This window comes from Sphingomonas sp. ID0503 (assembly GCF_048565625.1).
Taxonomy (GTDB): Bacteria; Pseudomonadota; Alphaproteobacteria; order Sphingomonadales; family Sphingomonadaceae; genus JBLZUR01.
Map to the genome: position 1 here is coordinate 2,317,137 of NZ_JBLZUR010000002.1, position 17,920 is coordinate 2,335,056.

At 68.3% G+C, this 17,920-nt stretch carries 17 protein-coding genes; 8 read left to right on the forward strand and 9 right to left on the reverse strand.

Annotated features, from left to right (window positions below):
- The first annotated feature begins 14 nt into the window (after positions 1 to 14).
- Genes rnc through ACM608_RS12345 form a run of 4 tightly spaced genes read left to right on the forward strand, consistent with a single transcriptional unit; the run spans position 15 to position 3,495 of the window.
- Positions 15 to 686, forward strand: coding sequence for a ribonuclease III (rnc, locus tag ACM608_RS12330; RefSeq protein ID WP_419683511.1), 672 nt, complete (start codon positions 15 to 17; stop codon positions 684 to 686).
- Positions 683 to 1,576, forward strand: a complete 894-nt coding sequence (gene era / locus ACM608_RS12335) for a GTPase Era (protein WP_419683512.1) — start codon at positions 683 to 685, stop codon at positions 1,574 to 1,576. The genes rnc and era overlap by 4 nt, the downstream gene beginning before the upstream one ends.
- A gap of 2 nt (positions 1,577 to 1,578) precedes the next feature.
- Positions 1,579 to 3,039 carry an ABC transporter substrate-binding protein gene (locus tag ACM608_RS12340; protein ID WP_419683513.1) on the forward strand — a complete coding sequence of 487 codons (1,461 nt, stop codon included), beginning with the start codon at positions 1,579 to 1,581 and terminating at the stop codon, positions 3,037 to 3,039.
- Between the two features lie 36 nt (positions 3,040 to 3,075).
- Positions 3,076 to 3,495: a DUF4112 domain-containing protein gene (locus ACM608_RS12345; RefSeq protein WP_419683514.1), complete on the forward strand. Its 420-nt coding sequence runs from the start codon at positions 3,076 to 3,078 to the stop codon at positions 3,493 to 3,495.
- A 104-nt stretch (positions 3,496 to 3,599) separates the two neighbouring features.
- On the opposite strand, the gene nadA is transcribed toward ACM608_RS12345, so the two are convergent.
- The 3 genes from nadA to ACM608_RS12360 form a co-directional block, all read right to left on the reverse strand.
- Positions 3,600 to 4,601, reverse strand: coding sequence for a quinolinate synthase NadA (nadA, locus tag ACM608_RS12350; protein WP_419683515.1), 1,002 nt, complete (start codon positions 4,599 to 4,601; stop codon positions 3,600 to 3,602).
- Between the two features lie 140 nt (positions 4,602 to 4,741).
- Entirely contained in the window at positions 4,742 to 5,434 is a 693-nt protein-coding gene (locus ACM608_RS12355; RefSeq protein WP_419683516.1) for a DUF4230 domain-containing protein, read from the reverse strand.
- A complete protein-coding gene (locus ACM608_RS12360) occupies positions 5,416 to 6,273 on the reverse strand; it encodes an MBL fold metallo-hydrolase (RefSeq protein WP_419683517.1) in 858 nt (285 codons plus the stop codon). Before ACM608_RS12360 ends, ACM608_RS12355 begins: the two co-directional genes overlap by 19 nt.
- A gap of 290 nt (positions 6,274 to 6,563) precedes the next feature.
- On the opposite strand from ACM608_RS12360, the gene parE reads away from it, so the two are divergent.
- On the forward strand, positions 6,564 to 8,543 hold the full coding sequence (gene parE, locus ACM608_RS12365) for a DNA topoisomerase IV subunit B (protein WP_419683518.1): 1,980 nt from the start codon (positions 6,564 to 6,566) through the stop codon (positions 8,541 to 8,543).
- A 75-nt stretch (positions 8,544 to 8,618) separates the two neighbouring features.
- Positions 8,619 to 9,566, forward strand: coding sequence for a retroviral-like aspartic protease family protein (locus tag ACM608_RS12370; protein WP_419683519.1), 948 nt, complete (start codon positions 8,619 to 8,621; stop codon positions 9,564 to 9,566).
- Positions 9,567 to 9,570: 4 nt separating this feature from the next.
- On the opposite strand, the gene ACM608_RS12375 is transcribed toward ACM608_RS12370, so the two are convergent.
- Genes ACM608_RS12375 through leuB form a run of 6 tightly spaced genes read right to left on the reverse strand, consistent with a single transcriptional unit; the run spans position 9,571 to position 15,569 of the window.
- Positions 9,571 to 10,362, reverse strand: a complete 792-nt coding sequence (locus ACM608_RS12375) for a LysR family transcriptional regulator (protein ID WP_419683520.1) — start codon at positions 10,360 to 10,362, stop codon at positions 9,571 to 9,573.
- Positions 10,359 to 10,757: a Co2+/Mg2+ efflux protein ApaG gene (apaG, locus tag ACM608_RS12380; RefSeq protein WP_419683521.1), complete on the reverse strand. Its 399-nt coding sequence runs from the start codon at positions 10,755 to 10,757 to the stop codon at positions 10,359 to 10,361. The genes ACM608_RS12375 and apaG overlap by 4 nt, the downstream gene beginning before the upstream one ends.
- A complete protein-coding gene (gene metZ, locus ACM608_RS12385) occupies positions 10,754 to 11,962 on the reverse strand; it encodes an O-succinylhomoserine sulfhydrylase (RefSeq protein ID WP_419683522.1) in 1,209 nt (402 codons plus the stop codon). Before metZ ends, apaG begins: the two co-directional genes overlap by 4 nt.
- Before the next feature lie 32 nt (positions 11,963 to 11,994).
- On the reverse strand, positions 11,995 to 13,872 hold the full coding sequence (locus ACM608_RS12390; protein WP_419683523.1) for an AsmA family protein: 1,878 nt from the start codon (positions 13,870 to 13,872) through the stop codon (positions 11,995 to 11,997).
- 3 nt (positions 13,873 to 13,875) lie between these two features.
- Positions 13,876 to 14,517 carry a GNAT family N-acetyltransferase gene (locus ACM608_RS12395; RefSeq protein ID WP_419683524.1) on the reverse strand — a complete coding sequence of 214 codons (642 nt, stop codon included), beginning with the start codon at positions 14,515 to 14,517 and terminating at the stop codon, positions 13,876 to 13,878.
- A gap of 8 nt (positions 14,518 to 14,525) precedes the next feature.
- Positions 14,526 to 15,569 carry a 3-isopropylmalate dehydrogenase gene (gene leuB / locus ACM608_RS12400; RefSeq protein ID WP_419683525.1) on the reverse strand — a complete coding sequence of 348 codons (1,044 nt, stop codon included), beginning with the start codon at positions 15,567 to 15,569 and terminating at the stop codon, positions 14,526 to 14,528.
- Between the two features lie 158 nt (positions 15,570 to 15,727).
- On the opposite strand from leuB, the gene ACM608_RS12405 reads away from it, so the two are divergent.
- Together ACM608_RS12405 and ACM608_RS12410 are read left to right on the forward strand one after the other, a co-directional pair.
- A complete protein-coding gene (locus tag ACM608_RS12405; protein WP_419683526.1) occupies positions 15,728 to 17,221 on the forward strand; it encodes a hypothetical protein in 1,494 nt (497 codons plus the stop codon).
- A 144-nt stretch (positions 17,222 to 17,365) separates the two neighbouring features.
- Positions 17,366 to 17,920, forward strand: a complete 555-nt coding sequence (locus tag ACM608_RS12410; RefSeq protein WP_419683527.1) for a F0F1 ATP synthase subunit delta — start codon at positions 17,366 to 17,368, stop codon at positions 17,918 to 17,920.

The window sequence follows — 17,920 nt, forward strand, 5'->3', positions numbered from 1 at the left end:
CGCAAAGCCCTCCCATGACGGCTGAACACGACCTCACCGGGTGGATCGAGACGCATTTCGGCCATACGCCCGGTGACCTGGCGCTGTTCGAGCGCGCGCTTACGCATTCCAGCACCGGCCGTGCGGATTACGAGCGTCTGGAATTCCTCGGCGACCGGGTTCTCGGACTGACTTTTGCCGCCTGGTTGTACGAGCTGTTTCCCGACGAGCCTGAGGGGAAGCTCTCCCGCCGATACAACGTCATGGTCTCCGGCGAGACCTGTGCCGAGATCGCCCGGGAAGTGGGCCTGCCCGCCCTGGTCCGCCTCGGCAAGCAGGCCCGCGACGATGGCGCGGTCGATAGCGACAACGTGCTGGGCGACATCGTCGAGGCGATGATCGGCGCGCTATTCCTGGATGGCGGGCTGGACAAGGTGATCGCCTTCGTCCGATCGGCCTGGGCGGATCGGGTCCACCGCCAGACGAAGGCACCGAAGCACCCGAAGTCCGCGCTGCAGGAATGGGCCGCCGCACATGGCTGTCGGCCGCCCGTCTACACCCTCGCCGGGCAATTCGGCCCCCATCATGCGCCGAAGTTCCGGGTCGGCGTGACGATCCCGACGCGGGGCAGCGCCGAGGCGGAAGGCTCGACCAAGCAGGAGGCGGAGACCGAGGCCGCCGCCGCCCTGCTGAAGCAGCTGGCATGACGAAGCGCTGCGGTCTCGTCGCCGTCGTGGGCGCGCCCAACGCCGGCAAGTCGACCTTGGTCAACGCCCTCGTCGGGCAGAAGGTCGCGATCGTCAGCCCCAAGGCGCAGACCACCCGCACCCGCCTGATGGGTGTCGCGATCGAGGGCGAGACCCAGATCCTGCTGGTCGATACGCCCGGCATCTTCGAGCCGAAGCGGCGGCTGGACCGCGCGATGGTCGCTGCCGCCTGGGGCGGCACGCAGGACGCGGACCTGATCGCCTTGGTCGTCGATGCGCAGGCGGGCATGAAGCACCGGCACGAGGCGATCCTGGAGAATCTGGGTGCGCGGCCTGAGCCGAAGCTGCTGATCCTCAACAAGGTCGATGTGACGCCGAAGGAGAAGCTCCTGACCCTGGCGCACAGCCTGCATGAGACGCTGAAGCCGGAGGCGATCTTCATGATCTCCGCCACGACCGGAGATGGCGTCGCCGACATCAAGGCAGATCTTGCGGCGCGGATGCCGGAGGGACCGTGGCACTTCCCGGAGGATCAAGTCTCCGACGCGACAGACCGGATGCTGGCGGCCGAGGTCACGCGCGAGCAGCTCTACCTGCAGCTTCACAACGAACTGCCCTATGCCTCGGCGATCGAGACCGAGAAGTACGAGGAGCGGAAGGACGGTTCCGTCGCTATTCACCAGCAAATACTGGTGGCGCGGCCGACGCAGCGCGCCATTGTGCTCGGCAAGGGCGGCGCGCGCATCCGCCAGATCGGCGAGCGGGCGCGTGACGAGCTGGCGAAGCTCCTCGACCGCAAGGTGCACCTGTTCCTTCACGTGAAGGTCAACGAGAAGTGGGAGGACGATCGCGGGCTCTATCGTGAGATCGGGCTGGACTGGGTCGACTGAGGATGCGCGCGCGTGCCTTTCTCCTGCTCGCGCCTCTGCTGCTCGCCGGGTGCGACGCGCTGGAGGTGGACGATCACCGGGTCGTGGTTTCGGTGATCGGCAGCGACCTTTCCGAGGGTGATCCGGGTCGCGGACCCGTCGATCCGGCGCGCGCCGCCTATGTTTCCGCCACCGCCCAGGGGCTCGTCTCCTTCGATGCCGCGGGGGAGATCGCGCCGGGCCTGGCCGAGCGCTGGATCGTCTCCGACGACGGCCTTGCCTACGACTTCCGCCTGCGCCGCACAGCCTTCGCCGGCGGGCGCGAGGTCGATGCGGAACGGGTCGCGCGCCTCCTCCGCGCAATGGTGGCGAAGAACAGCCGCAACCCGCTGCTGCCTGTGCTGGGGGCGGTCGATCGGATCGTCGCCATGCCCAATCAGGTGGTGGAGATTCGGCTTCGTGGTCCCCGGCCGAACCTGCTCCAGCTTCTTGCCCAGCCGGAGATGGCGCTAACCTATGACGGGCGGGGCACCGGCCCGTTCGCGGCAGAGATCGACGGCAAGACCGTCGCGCGGCTAACCCTGCCCGCGCCCAACGCGGTCGGAGAGGATGGCGGGGCCGCGCCCGCGCTCGATCCCGTGATCCTGCACGCCGAGCGGGTCGGCAGGGCGATTGCTCGCTTCCGGCGGGACGAAAGCGATGCCGTGCTGGGCGGCACCTTCCTGAACCTCGCCGTGGGCCAGGCCGCCAAACTGCCGCCGACCGCCTGGCATTTCGATCCGGTCGAAGGGTTGTTCGGACTAGTGGTTGCCGACACCTCCGGCTTTCTCGCTTTGCCCGGCAAACGCACGGTGCTGGCGATGGCGCTCGACCGGGCGGCCCTGCTCGCGCCCTTTTCGGCGCAGGGCTGGACCGCGCAGACGGCTATCGTGCCGCGCGGCATGCCGGATTTGCCCACACCGGCGGAACCGGGCTGGGCCAATCTGGACCTCGCCGTTCGCCGGGCGATCGCGGTGCAGACCGTCACTCGTTGGCGGGAGGAGCATGAGGGGGCGGCACCGCACCTGCGCGTCGCCATCCCTCAGGGTCCGGGTGCGACCGTGCTGTTTGCGTTACTCGCCCGGCAGTGGCGGGAGATCGGCGTCACCGCCGAGCGCGTCGCGGCTGATGCTGATGCCGACCTTCGACTGGTCGACAGCGTCGCGCCGGCGGACAACGCCGCCTGGTACCTCCGTCATTTCAGCTGCGACCGCAGCCCGGCCTGCGACCCGACTGCGGATGCGGCGCTGGTCGCCGCGCGCTTCGCCACCACCCTGCCCGCCCGGGCGGCGGCGCTGGCGCAGGCGGACCGAATCCTCGTCGGCACGGTGCCGTTCATCCCCCTCGCCCGGCCGCTCCGCTGGTCGCTTGCCTACAAGCTGGACGGTTTCCAGGCGAACCGGCGGGGCGTCCATCCGCTCAGGCCGCTGGTCGATACCGACTGAACGGAACCACGGAGCCATCGCATTCGTCTGAGCGGCATGGCGATCAATCCGCAGGCCTTTGACCGTGTTGCCGATACGCTGAAGCTCGGCCGCGACCCCGCCTCCGTCCGGCGGCGGATCGAGGCGGCGGAGGGTGTGCTGGAGCGGATGTTCACGATCCCCGGCACCAACCAGAAGTTCGGCCTCGACGTGATCCTCGACCTTGTGCCGGTGGGCGGCAGCGTCGCGGCGGCGGCGATGGGCGGCTGGCTGGTCTGGGAAGCCCGCAACCTCGGCATGTCCAAGTGGCAGATGGCGCGGATGGGCGGCAATGTCGGGGTGGACATGCTGCTGGGCGCAATCCCCTGGGTCGGGGCGATCCCTGACTTCTTCTTCCGGTCGAACAGCCGCAACCTGAAGATCATCAGGCGGCATCTGGACCGGCACCATCCGGCGACGGCGGTGGTGGAGGGGTAGCGATCAACGGTCAGCAAACCACACCACGGTGGTTGTGCTCCTGCGAAAGCAGGAGCCTATGAACCCGAGGCTCCTGCTTTCGCAGGAGCACGGCCAAGCGGCGCTTAGTCCCCGGTCACCTTGCCGCGACCCACATCACCCTTGCCGACAGTACCTGACGCCATTTCCAGCATACGGTCCAGCGAGCGCTTGGCGGCAACGCGGGTTTCCTCGTCCACCTCGATCTGCGGGGTGAGGTCACGCAGGGAGAGGTAGAGCTTCTCCATCGTGTTCAGCGCCATGTACGGGCACATGTTGCAATTGCAGTTCCCGTCCGCCCCCGGCGCGCCGATGAAGGTCTTGTGCGGGGCCGCTTTCTCCATCTGGTGGATGATGTGCGGTTCGGTGGCGACGATGATCGTCTCGGCGGGGCTCGCCAGCGCGAACTCGAGGATGGCGCGGGTCGAGCCGACCTGATCGGCGTGGTCGAGGATATAGGCCGGGCACTCCGGATGCGCGGCGACCGGCGCGTCGGGGTACTGCGCCTTCAGCTTGAGAAGCTCGGTCTCGCTAAACGCCTCGTGGACGATGCACGCCCCCGGCCAGAGCAGCATGTCGCGGCCGGTCTTGCGGTTGAAATAGGCGCCGAGATTCTTGTCCGGCGCGAAGATGATCTTCTGGTCCATCGGCAGCTGGGCGAGGATCTGCTCCGCCGAAGACGAGGTGACGATGATGTCACTATGCGCCTTCACCGCGGCCGAACAGTTGATGTAGGTCAGCGCGATGTGATCCGGATGCGCCGCGCGGAAGCGGGCGAACTGTTCCGGCGGGCAGCTGTCCTCCAGCGAACAGCCGGCGTCCATGTCGGGCAGGATGACGGTCTTCTCCGGCGACAGGATCTTCGCCACCTCCGCCATGAAGCGGACGCCGCAAAAGGCGATGACGTCGGCATCGGTCGCCGCCGCCTTGCGGCTGAGGTCCAGGCTGTCGCCGACGAAATCGGCGAGGTCCTGGATCATCGGCTCCTGATAGTAATGCGCAAGGATGACGGCGTTCCGTTCCTTGCGGAGGCGATCGATCTCGGCGCGGAGGTCCAGCCCCTTCAGGCTCTCGGTGACGGCGTTCATGGGCGGTGAGATAGGGGTTCGGACGACCGGGGCCAACCCTTAACGCCGCTTCGTTCGTACTCCTGCGAAAGCAGGAGCCTTGGTGCTGCGGTGGCCCCTGGGCTCCTGCTTTCGCAGGAGCACTCGGCAGGGGAGCGCATTTACTCGCTCATCACCTCGTTCAGCGAGCGGGAGCGGTCCATCTGCTCGTCGTTGCGGGCCGGAAAGTCGGGTTCGTCGGGGAAGCGGACGCGGACCGTCGCCTCCACCCCCGCCGCCTGCAAGGGCAGCGCGAAGCTGCGTTCGATGGCGCGGCGGGTGGCGTCCTTGGCCATGCGCATAGGTGCGGGCTGCTTCGCCTGGCGGAGGAGTTCCGCCTGTCCCGCCTTGCGGTTCGCCATGTCTAGGCGCTGGCCCGTATCCGAGAACCGCATCAGCAACCCGCCCGCGTCGTACTCGCGGATGCGAGTGAGATCGACCTGAGGGCCGACCACCTCGATCGGCGGCAGGACGACGCGCAGTTCCTTCGCGGTCCCGTCCCAGCGGAGATCGCCGGGGGCGAGCTTCGCCAGATCGACCTCATAGCGGACGGTGCCCGGCATGATCAGCGTCTTCTGCGCGGTGAGGCCGAAGCGCGATTGGCGGGCGGTGACCACCGCCACATAGTCGGCGACGAGCGCGGAGAGGCGGTTCTGCTCCCGGATGCCTTGCAGGCTGGCGTCCACGATCGCCTGCGGCTCCGGCCCGCTCCACCAGCGATCCGACGCCTCGCGCACGGCCAAAGCGACGAGTGCGAGGCCGACGAACAGCGCGAGCGCGATGATGACGATACGTTTCAGGCCGCGATCCGCCATGCGTCTCCATCGCGCGCCACAAGGCCGCGATTGTCCATGTCGATGAGATGCGCGAGCACCGAGCGGCCCGCCGCCGGGTGCAGGCGCGGATCGACGCCGACATACATCTTGGCGACGAGATCGGGGATCGGCTTCTCCCCCTCGCGCAGCAGGCGGAGGATCTGGCCCTCGCGCTGCTTGCGGTGGCCGAGCAGGCCGCGGGAGTGACGCTGGGGCCGATCGATCGGTTCGCCATGCGCCGGGTAGTAGACGGCGTCGTCGCGAGCCATCAGCTTCTCAAGGCTCGCCATATAGGCGGCCATGTCGCCGTCGGGCGGAGAGACGACGGTGGTCGACCAGCCCATGATGTGATCGCCGGTGAACAGCGCCTTCGCCTCCGGCAGCGCGAAGCAGAGGTGGTTGGAGGTGTGGCCGGGCGTCGCCACCGCCTGCAGCGTCCAGCCGGGGCCGCTCACCGCCTCCCCATCCTCAAGCACACGGTCGGGGGCATAGTCGTCGTCGAAGGATGCGTCGGCGCGCGGGCCATTGTCGGAGAGCGTGAGCGGCGCGCAGCCGATGATCGGCGCGCCGGTCGCGGCCTGCAGCGCGCGGGTCGCCGGACTGTGATCGCGATGCGTGTGGGTGCAGAGGATCGCCGTCAGCCGGTCAGCGCGGATCGCCGCAAGGATCGCCTCGACATGCTCGGGCAGATCGGGACCGGGATCGATCACCGCGACCTCGCCCCGGCCGACCAGATAGGTCTGCGTGCCGGTATAGGTGAACGCCGAGGGGTTCGCGGCGAGAACGCGGCGCACCAGCGGGTCGAGGTTCTGCGCGGCACCGGGGGTCTGGTCGGTCATCGGGCGCGATGTGGCATCGTGCGGACGCGATGTGAAGGGCGGGCGCTTCCTGAATAAGTTGCGGAAGTTGCGGCTCGCACGCGAAATACGGTCGGATTGCGCCACGTACGCGCCAGCGACGCGGCACTGACGCGGCGGCCAAGCGGTAGGTGAGACGCGGACGGTGAGACCAGACGGATTTGAGGTGGCTCATCCGGGAGGGTGAACCAGAAAAGCGCCGTGTAGGACAGCGTGGTGTCGTCGACCGCGTGCCGTTGTGCGCGCCCCGTCCGCATGCCTATAACCCGCCGATGTCCGACGACCTCTTCGCCAAGGCGCCCGCCACTAGCACCGATTACGACGCCTCCTCGATCGAGGTGCTGGAGGGCTTGGAGCCGGTGCGCCGCCGCCCGGGCATGTATATCGGCGGCACCGACGAGCGGGCGCTTCACCACCTCGCCGCCGAAGTGCTGGACAATGCGATGGACGAGGCGGTGGCCGGGCACGCCAACCGCATCGAGATCACGCTCGACGCGGGCAACCGCCTGACCATTGTCGATAACGGGCGCGGCATGCCGATCGACCCGCATCCCAAGTTCCCCGGCAAGTCGGCGCTGGAAGTGATCCTCACCATGCTCCATTCCGGCGGCAAGTTCTCCGGCAAGGCTTACGCCACCTCCGGCGGCTTGCACGGCGTCGGGTCGAGCGTGGTCAACGCGCTCTCGACCGATACCGTCGTGGAGGTGGCGCGCGACCGCAAGCTCTACCGCCAGACCTTCTCGCGCGGCCTCGCCACGTCGAAGCTGGAAGAGATCGGCGCGGCCCCCAACCGGCGTGGCACCAGCGTCGCCTTCACGCCCGATCCCGAGATCTTCGGCGAGAGCGCCTATTTCAAGCCCGCCCGCCTCTACCGCCTCGCCCGATCCAAGGCGTATCTCTATGCCGGCGTCGAGATCCGCTGGCGCTGCGACCCTGCGGTCATCGGCGACGGCACTCCGGCGGAAGCGGTGTTCCAGTTCCCCGGTGGCCTCGCCGACCATCTCCGCGAACAGCTCGGATCGCGGGAATGCGCCACCAGTGACTTCTTCGCGGGCAAGCAGGCGTTCCCCAACGATCAGGGTTCGGTCGAATGGGCGATCGCCTGGCCGCTCTATTCGGACGGCAGCTACAGCTGGTACTGCAACACCATCCCGACCCCAGACGGCGGCACTCATGAGAACGGCCTGCGCGCCGCGATCACCAAGGGCGTCCGCGCCTTTGCCGACCTGATCGGGCAGAAGAAGGCGAAGGACCTGACGCCCGAGGACGTGATGACCGGATCGGAGCTGATGCTCTCCGTCTTCATCCGCGATCCGCAGTTCCAGAGCCAGACTAAGGACCGGCTCACCTCGCCCGAGGCGGCGGGCCTCGTGGAAAAGGCGGTGCGCGACCATTTCGACCACTTCCTCGCCGACAATATGGAGCGGGGCCGCGCGCTTCTCGGCTACTGCCTCGACCGCATGGACGAGCGCCTGCGGCGGAAGGCCGAGCGCGAGGTCAAGCGCAAAACCGCGACCGGCGCGCGCAAGCTGCGGCTGCCGGGCAAGCTCACCGACTGCTCGAACGACGATCCCGCCGGGACCGAATTGTTCATCGTCGAGGGCGATTCGGCCGGCGGTTCCGCCAAGCAGGCCCGCGACCGCAAGACGCAGGCGATCCTGCCCATTCGCGGCAAGATCCTGAACGTCGCCTCCGCCAACGCCGCCAAGATCGGCGCCAACAGCGAGATCGCGGACCTGATCCAGGCGCTCGGTTGCGGCACCCGCGACCGGCACCAGCCTGACGCGCTCCGCTACGAGCGGGTGATCGTGATGACCGACGCCGATGTCGACGGCGCGCATATCGCCACGCTCCTGATGACCTTCTTCTTCCAGGAAATGCCGGAGCTGGTGAAGCGCGGGCACCTGTTCCTCGCGCAGCCGCCGCTCTACCGCCTGACCTCCGGCTCGAAGTCGCTCTACGCCCGCGACGATGCCCACCGCGCGGAGATCGAGCGCCGCGAATTCAAGGGCAAGAAGGTCGAGGTCGGGCGCTTCAAGGGCCTCGGCGAGATGAACCCGAACCAGCTTCGCGAGACCACAATGGACCCGAAGACCCGCACCCTCATCCGCGTCACTTTGCCGCAGGAGTACGAGGAGCGGTCGGGTGTGAAGGATCTCGTCGAGCGCCTGATGGGCAAGAACCCCGAACACCGCTTCGCCTTCATCCAGGCGAACGCCGCGCATCTGGACGAAGAGGCGATCGACGCGTGAGGCTTCCAGCGCGGGGCGCTTGCATCCTCGCGCAATCGGCGTAGCCTCCGACAAAACGACATCGGAGAGGATGTCATGCGCTACCTGCCGCTTACCGTCCTGGCGCTCGCCGGCGCCGCTCATGCCACCGAGGTGCCGGTGCCAGCCGTCGAGCCGACGCCCGAAAGCACCGTTGCCTTCTACTCGGACCCGTCCGCCCGGCTGACCCTGCCGATCGCGATCGGCGGCAAGGGACCCTATCGCTTCCTCGTCGACACCGGTTCCGAACGCACGATCCTTTCGCAGGAACTCGCCGCCGTCCTCGCGCTGCAGGCGGGCAAGCCGGTCCGCCTTCTCACGGTCACGGGATCGTCGGAGGTCGGCACCGTTACCGTGCCCACGCTCGATTTCGGCAAGCAGCAACGGATGAAAGGCTTCTCCGCCCCGCTCCTGCGCGCCCACGCCATCGGCGCGGTGGGCCTGCTCGGCATCGACAGCCTCGAACAGCAGCAGGTGATCTTCGACTTCAAGGCGTTGACCATGTCGATGTCCCGATCCCGCCCGAGCGACATGCGGCGGCACGACCCCGACGAGATCGTCGTCACCGCCCGCAAGCGCCTTGGCCGCCTGGTTCTCGGCGAGGCCTCGGTCGAGCGCCAGCGGGTCGAGGTCGTGCTCGATACCGGCGCGGAGCTGACCATCGGCAACGAGGCGCTCCGCCGCAAGCTGATCGAGCGGCGAAAGCTGACGCCGATCGGCAAGGTCGTTCTCACCAGCGTCACCGGCGAGCCGCTGACGCTCGACTACGGCATCGTGCGCGATTTCGCGCTCGGCAATGTGCGGATGAAGAACGTCCGGATCGCGTTCGGCGACGTGAAGCCGTTCGCCGCGCTCCGCCTCGACGACCGCCCGGCCGTCCTTCTCGGCATGGAGACGCTGAAGCTCTTCTCCCGCGTCTCGGTCGATTTCGCCAACCGCCGCGTCCGCTTCCAGATGCCGGGCATGTCGCAGAGGGGGATCGAGACCCAGTTGGCAGGTCTCTGACGGTTCAGGCCGTCAGCGCCGCGACCAGCGCCTTGACCTTCTTCTGCCGCCATTGCGGAAGAGGTGCGACGAGCCAGTAGCCCTTGGGCGACGGCGCTGCAGCCTCGACGATCTCCACCCGGCCTGCCGCCAGATCGGCCTCGACGAGGAGCGCAGGCACGCATGCGCGCCCGAACCCGGCGGCCGCCGCATCGACGGCGAGGCCCGCATCGGCGACCCGCAGGACGCTCTCCGTCCCCTCATCGCCGGGGCAGCCCGGCCAGCCGATCATCGCTGGCGCGCCGCCGGCCCGGCCGACGGTGACGAACGCACCCTCGGCGAGGGCTACGCCCTCATGCCCGCCCGCGCTCTCCGCCAGGCAGATGGCGAGGTCGAGATTGGCCTGGGTGAAATCGAGATTGTCGTCGGCCGACAGCAGCACGAAGCGCAGTTCGGGATCGCTCTTGCCGTAAGCCGCCAGCCGGGGGGCGAGCCACTTCGCGGTGAAGTCGCGGGGCGCGGCGATGGTCAGCGTCTTGGACGATTGGCCCGCCTGCATGGCGCGCACCGCCTCCTCGAACTGCAGGAACCCGGCGCGCAGGCCTTCCAGCCCCGCCTCGCCCTCCGGCGTCAGCTCCAGCCCCTTGGCCGTCCGCCGGAACAGGACGACGCCGAGCGTATCCTCCAGCGCGCGGATCTGCTGGCCGACCGCCGCCGGCGTCACCGCCAGCTCGTCCGCCGCGCGCGTGAAGCTCAGATGCCGCGCCGCCGCGTCCAGCACGCGCAGGCCGTTCAGGGGAAGATGCGTCCGCTTCATCGCGCCGCCACCGGGCCGATCAGGGGGAAGCGGGGGATGTCGACGTCGAAGGTCGCGCCGCTCTCCGTCACCATACGGTAACTCCCCTGCATGGCGCCGGTCGGGGTCGGCAGCGGACAGCCCGAGACATAGTCATAGGTCTGGCCCGGATCGATCACCGGCTGCTCACCGACGACACCGTCGCCGCGCACCTCCTGCCGGTGGCCGCGCCCGTCGCTGATCGTCCAGTGGCGGGTGAGAAGCTGGATCGTCTCCGCGCCGCCGTTCTCGATGCGGATGTGGTAGGACCAGAACCACTGTCCCCGATCCGGCGCGGACTGTTCGGGCAGGAAGCTGACGGCGACGCGCACCGTCACCCCGCGCGTCGTCGCCGAATGTGGGAAGAACGCCTTCACAGACCCGCCTTGGCCAACGCCTGATCGAAGTCGGCGATCACGTCCTCCGGATCCTCCAGCCCGACGTTCAGGCGCAGCATACCCTCGGTCACGCCCATCTCCTCCCGCACCTCGGGCGAGAGGCCGGCATGGGTGGTGGACGCCGGATGGGTCATCAGCGAACGCGAGTCGCCGATATTGTTCGAAATGTCGACCAGCTCCAGCGCGTCCAGCAGGGCATGGGCCTGCGCCCGCCCGCCATCGACGTAGAGCGAGAAGATCGGCCCGCCCGCCTCCATCTGGCGCATCGCAAGCTCGTGCTGCGGATGGCTGGGCAGGCCCGGATAGTTGAGCCGCGGCACACGACTTTCCAGGAAGGATGCGACCTTGACCGCATTCTCGCACTGACGGCGCATCCGGAGGTCGAGCGTTTCCAGCCCTTTCAGCACCACCCAGGCATTGAAGGGCGACAGGTTCGGCCCGGTGTTGCGGGTGAAGGCGAGCAGCGTCTTCTCGATGAACTCCTCGGAGCCGGCGACCGCACCCGCCAGAACGCGCCCCTGCCCGTCCATCATCTTGGTCGCGGAATAGGCGACGATGTCCGCACCCATCTCCATCGGCCGCTGCAGCACGGGGGTGGCGAAGGCGTTGTCCACCACGGCCACCGCGCCCGCGTCATGGGCGATGTCGCAGACGGCGCGCACGTCCACGATGTCCATCGTCGGGTTGGCCGGCGTTTCGAAGAAGAACACCTTGGTGTTCGGCTTCACCGCCCGCTTCCAGGCGTCGGTGTCGCGGCCGTCCACGATCGTCGTCTCGATGCCGAAGCGGGGCAACAGCGTGTCGGTCAGCCAGCGGCAGGACCCGAACGCCGCCCGCGCGCCGACGAGGTGATCGCCCGCCGATAGCTGGCAGAGAAGCGCCGCCGTCATCGCCGCCATGCCCGTCGCCATCGCGCGGCACGCCTCGGCCCCCTCCATCAGGGCGATCCGCTCCTCCAGCATCTCCACGGTCGGGTTCTGCAGGCGGGAATAGGTCATCCCCTTCTGCTCGCCCGCAAAGCGCGCGGCGGCATCGGCGGCCTTGTCGTAGGTGTAGCCGGAGGTGAGGAACAGAGCCTCCGAGGTCTCGCCCCATTCCGAACGCGCCGTTCCGCCGCGCACCGCGATGGTCGCGGGACGCCAGTTCCTGGTGACGCTGCGGTCCTGCCCGGTCTTCCTCTTCATGGCCCTGCTCATGCGAGCGAGGGCGCGCGCCGTCAACCGCCCGCCAGCACCCGGCGGCCGAGCGCCTGGCAGTCGGCATCGGTCGCCAGCGGCCCTTCATGGCCGCTGATCTTACGGCCGATCGCCTTCAGGATGTTGCCGACCGACTTCACCTCCGGCGGGATGTCCAGATCCGGCTGCCGCATCGTGCCGATCAGCCGGGCATTGCCGGGGATGCGGAGCAGCGACCGTCCTTTCGGCGCGCCGGTCAGGTTGAGCGCGATGGTTTCGCCCGGAAAGGCCGCGTCGCCGGTGCCGTGCAGCTGGCTCTCGCTCGTATCGACCACGAACGGATCCACCGTGCCGCGCCCATTCTTCAGCACCAGTCGCGCGCCGAGGCAGCGGAGCCGCGCCTGATCCCCGGTCTCCGCGCGGATCGCCTTGCCGATGTCGAAGCCGAGCGCTGCGGCATAGCGGAGCGGCAGGGCGCCATCCCGCACAAACAGGCCGAGCGTCCCGTTGGATCGCCCGACCGCCTCACGGATCGTCTCGCCCACGCCGCTCAGTCGGGCGCGGGCCGAGACCTTGCCGGTGACGGCACCGATGTCGCTTTCGAATGACAGATAGGTGCCGTCGCTGAGCTTGAGGTCGAGCGTCAGGCGCGGCTCCGGCGGGCCGCCGCGCTGGTCGATCACCGCGCGGCCGGTCACCACGCCGCTCGACAGCCGCACCGCGACGGGCTCGATGGTGAGCAGCCGGTGGTCGAGGGTCAGCCTGCCCTTGGCCGCGACGATCGGCGACGGCCCCCTCGCGCTGACGATCGGGCCGATGGCGAAGCGGATCGTGCCGTCGGTGCGGTCGATCTTGCCGATGTCGATGCGCGTGTTCGGCACCATGCGCGGTCCGATCCGGCGTTCCAAGGCGGCGGCAGCGGCGCGCGCCTGGGCCGAACTGAGATCGTCGGGATCGAGCTGCGCCATGCGGAGGTCACCGTCCAGCTTCGTGCGGCGCTCCACGCCGCGCCCGCCGGTCTTCGTCACGGTCAGGTTGGCGGCGAATTTGCTGTGGCCCACCGTTCCGGTCATGCCGGTCACGACCCAGCGGTGGAAGTCATGGCGGATATGCGCCTTCAGCGTTACCGGGCGCGTCCGGAACAGTCCTGCTTCGATCACCGCGTCGATCAGCTTCAGATCGTGGGCGCGGGCAGTGACGTCCAGGGTCATGCGGTCGGTGTCGAGCGGGCGGTCCATCGTGCCGCGCGCCTCCATCCGCAGCGCCGGCCCGTCGATCAGCGCATGGAACGGCCAGGGTTGGCGCTCTCCGGAGAGGATAGCGGGACCATCCACGCTCAGCCGCACGGGCGCCCCGCGCACCGTTCCCGTGCCACGCGCCCGCACGCCGCGCGCATCCGCGGCGACATTGGCCACCAGCCGCCGGTTCTGCCGCGCATCGTCATAGCTGATCCGCGCGCGTCGAATGATCAGGTTGCCGAGGTCCGTCGATCGCGCCCCCGGCTCCCGCTCGCCCGGCCGATCCCAGTTGGTGCGTCCCTGTTTGTCCCGCGCCAGCGCGAGGGTGAGACCCTCGACGACGATATCGCGCGGCTTCAATCCGCCCGAAAGCAAGGTCCGGAGCGGCAGGGTCGCCTCGGCGCGCTCGATCCGCGCGAAATCGCCGCGCCCTGCCCAGTCCGCCTGCGCCACGCGCACGCCGCTGATCCGCACGCGCGGCGACAGTCCGAAGAAGTCGACGCGTTCGACGGCGGCGATGCTGACCGGACGCCCGAAACGTTCCGCCAGCCGGCTCTCGATCACGCTGCGCAGCACGCTCCAGGGAAATGCCGCCACGCCGATCAGCAGCAATACCGCCACCGCCGCCGTGATCCCGGCGGCCAACGCCCAACGCCTGTCCATCCCGGCGATGACGCCCACCGGCTAGGGATGGTTCCCGGGCGGGATGATCGCCGTCGCGTAGGGCGAATAGTCCCGCCAGCCCATCGCATGGTAGAGCGCGCGACCCTCGGGGGTGGCGGTCAGGACATGGCGCGCGGCGGCTGAGGCGCATCGTGCCGCCAGCGCGCGGATCAGCAGGGTGCCGAGGCCGCGCCGCCGATGCGCCGGATCCGTCGCGATCCGGTCGTAGATGAATACGCCGTCATGCTCGACCGCGTATCCGCTCGCGGCGACGAATCCGGCTGCATCCGTTATCACCGTCCGATAACGGTCGCCCTCGGCCAGGATCGACAGCCGATAGCCCTGCGGTACCTGGCACTCCGCCGCTGCCGGCTCGTCCCAGACCATCATCCAGTTGTCGGAGCCGATCCGCCATCGCGCCGGCAACTGCGCCAGCAACGCCTCGCCCGGCGCGCAGAGTTTCAGCGCGATATAAGGAGCCTTGATCTCGCGCCCCAGCTCCCGAAGGCCCTCGGCCGCCGTTGCGAACAGATAACGCCGCTGCTCATCCGGCGCGCCGCTGTCCACGCGCCAGCCGCCATGATCGTCCACCGGCAGCGGCAGCCCGCGCGAGATCGATCGCGCGGCGAGCCAGGCGCGGACGATATGCGGATCGACGCTCACGCTGTCCGCTAAAGGCCCGCGAGCACCGCCTGGCCCATCTGCGCCGTCGTCATCGCGCCGCCCAGATCGGCCGAACGCGCGCCGCGCGCCAGCGCCTTCGCCACCGCCGCTTCGATGCGGTCGGCCACGTCCGCCTGCCCCAGCGAATAGCGCAGCATCATCGCCGCCGACAGGATCGTCGCCAGCGGATTCGCCTTGCCCTGCCCCGCGATGTCCGGGGCGGAACCGTGGATCGGCTCGTACAGGCCCTTCTGGTTCGCATCGAGGCTGGCCGAGGGCAGCATCCCGATCGACCCCACGCACATGCTCGCCTGGTCGGACAGGATGTCGCCGAACAGGTTGCCCGTCACGATCACGTCGAACTGGCCGGGATCGCGCACCAGCTGCATCGCGGCGTTGTCGACATACATGTGGCTGAGCGCGATGTCCGGGTACTCGGCCGCGACCTCGATCACCACGTCCCGCCAGAGCTGAGACGTCTCCAGCACATTCGCCTTATCCACCGAGCACAGCCGGCCGCGCCGCGCCCGCGCCGTCTCGAACCCGACACGGGCGATGCGGGCGACCTCGTCCTCGTTATACGACATGATGTCGTATCCCTCGCGGCGGCCGGCACCGGTCTTCCGCATCCCCTTCTCGCCGAAATAGACGTCGCCGTTCAGCTCGCGGACGATCACCAGGTCGATGCGCGTCGCCACCTCCGGCCGCAGCGCGGAGGCATCGGCGAGTTCGGGGAACAGCTTGGCGGGGCGGAGATTGGCGAACAGCGCAAGTTCCTTGCGGAGGCCGAGGATCGCCTGCTCGGGCCGCAGATGCCGCTCCAGCGAATCGCAGGTGGGGTCCCCCACCGCCCCGAACAGGATCGCATCCGCCCGGCGCGCGAGGTCGAGCGTCGCAGGCGGCAGGGGGTGGCCCTCCGCCTTGTACGCCGCGCCACCGACCGGTGCCGCCTCGAACGTCAGGTCGCGCGCGCCCGCCGCTTCCAGCACGCGCACCGCCTCGGCCACCACCTCCGGCCCGATCCCGTCACCGGCCAGCAAAGCGATCAGCATGTCGAACTCTCCCCACGAAAACCGCGCGAGGCCATGCCCGCAGCAACACTGCGGTTCAAGCCGGGGCTTGGCGGCTGGAAGTACACCGGATAGGCTTTTCCATCAGCTTCCGGGGGGACGCCTTGAGACAATTTCTTTCCATAGCGATCGCGTCGCTGATGCTCGTCACTGTGCCCGCGCATGCCGCGTGGATGGAGGCGAGCAGCAATCATTTCGTGATCTACGCCGATGCTAAGGAGACCTGGATACGGGCTTTCGCCGAGAAGCTCGAATCCGTCGACGCCGGCATCCGTACGCTGATGAGCCTCGGCAATCCCGAGAGCGAACGTTCGAACCGCCTTCGCATCTACGTCGTCAACAACGAGGCCAGCGTTCAGCGGCTATGCGGCAAGAGCTGCAAGAACGTGTCTGGCTTCTACACGCCGCGTGCAGGCGGCTCGATCGTGTTCACGCCGAAGCGGACGGACGGCGGGGATGTTTTCGACGAGGATGTCGTCCTCTTTCACGAATACGGCCACCACATGCTCTTCCGCAATTGGGCCGCGGCCTATCCCGCCTGGTATACCGAGGGCTTCGCCGAGTTCGTGTCGACGGCGACGGTAGGCAAGGACAAGAGGGTGACGATCGGCGCCGCGGCTCAGCATCGCGCCTACAGCCTGTTCAACTACACCATGCCGGTCTCGGATCTGCTGGAAAAGGGCGTCCAATTCGGCAAGAACGGCCTGGACAATGACGCGCTCTACGGGCGCGGCTGGCTACTCACCCATTATCTGACGATGGAGAATGCGCGCGCCGGGCAGCTTGGCCGCTACCTCGGCCTGCTGAATGCCGGAACGCCCAGTTTAAAGGCGGCCATGCAGGCGTTCGGAGACCTGAAAGCGCTCGACCGCGATCTGAACAGCTATCTCCGCCGTAGCCGGATCAGCGTGTTCGCTCTCCCGGCCAAGATGCTGACTGTCGGCGAGATCCGCGTCCGCCCCCTCTCCGCCGGAGCCGGAGCGATCATGCCGACGCGGATGCGGTCCGATCGCGGTGTAAACGAGGTGGAGGCGGCTGAAGTCGTCAAGGAAGCGCGCCGCATTGCGGACGCCTTCCCCACTGACAGCTTCGTGCAGTCCGTACTCGCCGAGGCCGAGTACGACGTCGGAAATCTGGACGCGGCCGACGCCGCCGCCGATCGCGCGATCGCCGCCGACCCGAAGAATGCCGACGCATTTATCTACAAAGGCCTTGTGGCGCACCGCCGCGCGACGGCGGCTCACGCCGACGCGGCCGTTTGGAAGGCGGCACGCGGCTGGTACATCAAGGCGAACCGCATCGACACTGGCAATGCGAAAGCACCGTTCCTGTTCTACAACTCGTTCTATACGGCTGGGGTGGAGCCGACGCCCAACGCCGTGGACGGGCTGCTCGCTGCCTTTCAACTTGCGCCGGAAGATCCGGAGTTGCGATATGCGGCCGCCTACGAACTGCTCCGGCGAAAGGAAGGCTCGACCGCGAAGGCCGTTCTTTCAGTGCTCGCCTTCGATCCGCATCGCCCCCCGAGCAAACGCCTCCAGAGCGCCCTATCACTAATCGATGCAGGCAAGCTTGATGACGCGAGCGCTGCCCTGCGCAGCACCGCCGACGCCGGGGAAGAGAACGAGGGCTGAGGCATGCACATGCGCAACCTTGCATCCCGCCGAACCCCCTGCTAACCGCCCCACGACAGGCCGGGACGCCCTTGTGGCGCCCCGTTTTTCGCATGAGCCGAAAGACGAGCGCCTCAGGGGAACATCGAGAGGGAACGCGGGCGCGTGGAGATTTCCAGCGGCATTCAGGCCAGTCTTTCAGGGCGTTACGCCCTGGCCCTGTTCGACCTTGCCCGCGAATCGAAGGCGGTCGATGCCGTTTCGAAGAGCCTCGCGACGGTGAAGGCCGCGCTCGCCGAATCCGCCGACCTCCGCCTGCTGACCGCAAGCCCCGCCGTTTCCCGCGATGACGCCGCCCGGGCGATCGCCGCCGTCGCCAAGTCGCTCGACCTCGACGAGCTGACCGTCCGCTTCCTCGGCGTACTGGCAACGAACGGCCGGCTGGCCGCGCTGAAGAACGTGATTCGCGACTTCGCCGCGCTCGCTACCGCGCATCGCGGCGAGACGACGGCCGCCGTCACCTCTGCCCACGCGCTGGATGACGAGCAGGTCGCCGCCCTCAAGCAGCAGCTTCGTACCCGTTTCGGCCGCGAGGTCGCCGTCGACCTCACCGTCGACCCCGCCATTCTCGGCGGCCTGATCGTCAAGGTCGGCAGCCAGCAGATCGACAGTTCGATCCGCACCAAACTGAACGCCCTCGCGCACGCGATGAAAGGATAA

Bases quoted from the DNA above. Each gene is read 5' to 3' on its own strand.
- rnc (WP_419683511.1), top strand. From the start codon at position 15: ATGACGGCTGAACACGACCTCACCGGGTGGATCGAGACGCATTTCGGC.
- era (WP_419683512.1), top strand. From the start codon at position 683: ATGACGAAGCGCTGCGGTCTCGTCGCCGTCGTGGGCGCGCCCAACGCC.
- ACM608_RS12340 (WP_419683513.1), top strand. From the start codon at position 1,579: ATGCGCGCGCGTGCCTTTCTCCTGCTCGCGCCTCTGCTGCTCGCCGGG.
- ACM608_RS12345 (WP_419683514.1), top strand. From the start codon at position 3,076: ATGGCGATCAATCCGCAGGCCTTTGACCGTGTTGCCGATACGCTGAAG.
- nadA (WP_419683515.1), bottom strand. From the start codon at position 4,601: ATGAACGCCGTCACCGAGAGCCTGAAGGGGCTGGACCTCCGCGCCGAG.
- ACM608_RS12355 (WP_419683516.1), bottom strand. From the start codon at position 5,434: ATGGCGGATCGCGGCCTGAAACGTATCGTCATCATCGCGCTCGCGCTG.
- ACM608_RS12360 (WP_419683517.1), bottom strand. From the start codon at position 6,273: ATGACCGACCAGACCCCCGGTGCCGCGCAGAACCTCGACCCGCTGGTG.
- parE (WP_419683518.1), top strand. From the start codon at position 6,564: ATGTCCGACGACCTCTTCGCCAAGGCGCCCGCCACTAGCACCGATTAC.
- ACM608_RS12370 (WP_419683519.1), top strand. From the start codon at position 8,619: ATGCGCTACCTGCCGCTTACCGTCCTGGCGCTCGCCGGCGCCGCTCAT.
- ACM608_RS12375 (WP_419683520.1), bottom strand. From the start codon at position 10,362: ATGAAGCGGACGCATCTTCCCCTGAACGGCCTGCGCGTGCTGGACGCG.
- metZ (WP_419683522.1), bottom strand. From the start codon at position 11,962: ATGAAGAGGAAGACCGGGCAGGACCGCAGCGTCACCAGGAACTGGCGT.
- leuB (WP_419683525.1), bottom strand. From the start codon at position 15,569: ATGCTGATCGCTTTGCTGGCCGGTGACGGGATCGGGCCGGAGGTGGTG.
- ACM608_RS12405 (WP_419683526.1), top strand. From the start codon at position 15,728: ATGCTCGTCACTGTGCCCGCGCATGCCGCGTGGATGGAGGCGAGCAGC.